Origin of the sequence: Microcoleus sp. D3_18a_C4, assembly GCF_036702415.1 — a bacterium.
GTDB lineage: Bacteria > Cyanobacteriota > Cyanobacteriia > Cyanobacteriales > Microcoleaceae > Microcoleus.
The window spans coordinates 1-2,906 of record NZ_JAUBTI010000210.1; the positions used below are offsets into that span (position 1 = coordinate 1).

Sequence of the window (2,906 nt, forward strand, 5' to 3'; positions counted from 1 at the left end):
GTTGATGGATGCTATCAAGGGCAACCGGTTGGGAGCATCTCAGTTTTGTAAAAAGCATTTTTTTTATTGTAGTGCGCGCGTCCCCGCTCGCGTATTGTACAATACGCGAGCGGGGACGCTCGCACTGTAAATGCAAAACTGAGATGCTCCTAAGTGAAGTGCGATCGCCCTTTCATCCATCCGCGTTCCTCCGCATCTATCCGCCTGCATCTGCGGTTCAAAAAAAGAACCCCCTTTTTGATAGTATCTGGGCCTGTGGTAAAATAAAACTAGAGTTTTCTCAGCTCAAGGAGATTTTGAGATGATTGCTACTACTTCAAGTTTAGCCGAACAGAGAACACTGCTAGAAAACATTAGCTGGTCAACCTTTGAAACGTTGCTCAAAGAAATAGGCGATAAGCGAGGTTATCGCATAGCTTATGATAACGGGATGTTGGAAATTATGAGTCCTTTATACGAACATGAAAATCCCAAGATTCAGTCCGATCGCTTCATTTTCATTTTAGCAGAAGAACTCGGCATTGAAATCAAAAGTGCTGGCTCAATGACTCTCAAGCAAGAACAGGCTAAAAAGGGTATAGAACCTGACAATTGTTATTATATTCAAAGTGAACCAGCAGTCAGAGGCAGGCAAGAACTAGACTTAGAAACTGCCCCACCGCCCGACTTGGCAATTGAAATAGATATTACCAGCAGTTCAATTAATAAGTCAGGAATTTACTCGGCACTTGGCGTACCCGAACTCTGGAGATATAACGGGCGAGTTTTAAAATTTTATCAGTTAGCTTCCGAGGACTATGTTGAAGGCAATTTCAGTATTGCTTTTCCCTTTTTATCATCAACAGAAATGAGTAGGTTTTTTGAGCAGACTAAAACAATGGGAGAAATTGCATTACTGAAATCATTTAGAATTTGGGTTAGGGAAAAAATCTAAAGCGGTGAATATCGCCCTTTCGTCCATCCGCGTTCCTTGTGGCACGGGCGTCCCGCCTGTGAAAAATATGCGGTTTAACAAAAGAGCGATCGCCCAACTAAAACTCCCTAATTTCAGGATGAACAAACTGATAACCAGCCGCCTTAATCTTTTGATTCGACACCCTCGCATTATAAGGCCGCACGCTAGGACTTCCATCCCAAGAAACTTGAGGCAAATTATGAGTTTCAAAAATGCGATCGAGCAATTCACCACTAGATAGCGACACATCCCCGACTAAATTGTAAATTCCCTGCAATCGATTTTCCAAAGCAAAGGTTAACCCCCCAACAATATCATCTCGATGCACCCAATTAGTAGCATCTTCCCCCTTACCGGGACGAGTGCTCCCAGCCCAACCTCTAAAGATTTTAACTAATTCTCGCCCAGGCCCGTAAATTCCACCCAAACGGAGAATGCAGACGTGAAGATTTGGACTCGATGCTGCTAATAAAACCCGTTCTGTTTCGGCGAGAATTTCACCATTTGGATTAGCAGGCGCGACGGGTGATTCTTCATTTACCAATTCACCTTGGCGATCGCCATACACAGAATAAGTACCCGTATAAATAACCTGCTTTACTGTCGGGATCTGCTGTAAAACCGATACTAAAGTTGTCGCAGTATCTAAATAACTCTCCCGATAAGCCTGAGAATTTGGAGCACCTACGCACAGCATAACAGCATCTTGTTCTTGCAGTACAGCCGTCATTGCATCCTTGTCATTTCCTTTGAGCACGGCTACCCGCTGCGCGACACCCTCCAACTCAACTACTCGCGCCGCCGTCGTAGTTGTCGCCGTCACGGTACAATCAGATTTGCCGCGTAAATGTTTGGCTGTCGCAGTACCCACATAGCCGCAGCCGACGATCGCAACTTTCATAAAAAATTCTCCATTGTGTCATGTTCTCTCAAATTATTGCCGGTTTCTGAAATCATGGCGCGCTGAGTTTTGTGGTAAAATGCAAAGCGTCGTTATCAATCGGAGTAGCATCATGTCCGAGAGAGATATTTTTGCCACATCCTCAGAAAGCGAACTTTTAGCTTTTTATGGTTCTTTGTTTGCGATCGCAGCCGCCGATGGTTCCGTTGATATTGACGAACTAGATTTGTTGTTTAAAACCATAAATTTAGACAAATTTTCTGACTCTGCAAAGGCTCAAATCCAATCCTACACAGCCCGTCCCCCATCCCTGGGCGACTGTTTGCAAACACTCAGCCAGTCAGAAGAACCGCTGCGTTTGGGAGTCATGTATTTTTTAATTAACATTGCTGGGGCAAATAAGACGCTGCATCCGGCAGAAAGCGAGGCGATCCAATCCGCAAAAAAACTGCTGGCGGTTTCCGACTTGCAAATCCCAGCCATGCAGGAATTCATCGCAGACATGAAACAAATACGGGAGGCCGCGCCCAATAAAAATCAGGCATCCGCATCCTTCAATTCTGCGGTTTCCCAGCTTAAAACTAAGGGCATCCCTCTCGATTTAATCGACAGAAAAGGAACCACAACAAACCTCAGCAACCCCAAAGTTAACTATTCAGATGAAAGTTTTTGGACTAAACTTAAAAACTTTGCTTTAACCGCAGGAAGAGAAGTAGTTGAAAAAGCTTTGATTCTCTACTATACGGCTCAGAACCCAAACGTGCCTGCTTGGGCAAAAGGAGTTGTAGTTGGAGCTTTGACGTATTTTATATCTCCTGTCGATGCCATTCCCGATGTATTAGTTGGTATCGGATTTACCGACGATTTGGGAGTATTGCTGGCGGCAATAGCTACGGTTTCAGTATACATTAATGCTGATACTAAAGAACAAGCTAAACAAAAAATGAAAGATTGGTTTGGTAAATAATATTAGAGGGAGCATCTCAGTTTTGTAAAAAGCATTTTTTTTATTGTAGTGCGAGCGTCCCCGCTCGCGTATTGTACAATACG

At 44.0% G+C, this 2,906-nt stretch carries 3 protein-coding genes; 2 read left to right on the forward strand and 1 reads right to left on the reverse strand.

What is annotated here, in order from left to right:
• Positions 1–301 precede the first annotated feature (301 nt).
• Entirely contained in the window at positions 302–934 is a 633-nt protein-coding gene (locus tag QUB16_RS33130; protein WP_333322611.1) for a Uma2 family endonuclease, read from the forward strand.
• A gap of 97 nt (positions 935–1,031) precedes the next feature.
• Here the strand turns inward: QUB16_RS33130 and QUB16_RS33135 are convergent, their stop codons facing one another.
• Entirely contained in the window at positions 1,032–1,856 is an 825-nt protein-coding gene (locus QUB16_RS33135) for an SDR family oxidoreductase (RefSeq protein WP_333322613.1), read from the reverse strand.
• 79 nt (positions 1,857–1,935) lie between these two features.
• Between QUB16_RS33135 and QUB16_RS33140 the strand changes: the two genes are divergently transcribed.
• Positions 1,936–2,823, forward strand: coding sequence for a DUF1232 domain-containing protein (locus QUB16_RS33140; RefSeq protein ID WP_333322615.1), 888 nt, complete (start codon positions 1,936–1,938; stop codon positions 2,821–2,823).
• Positions 2,824–2,906 lie beyond the last annotated feature (83 nt).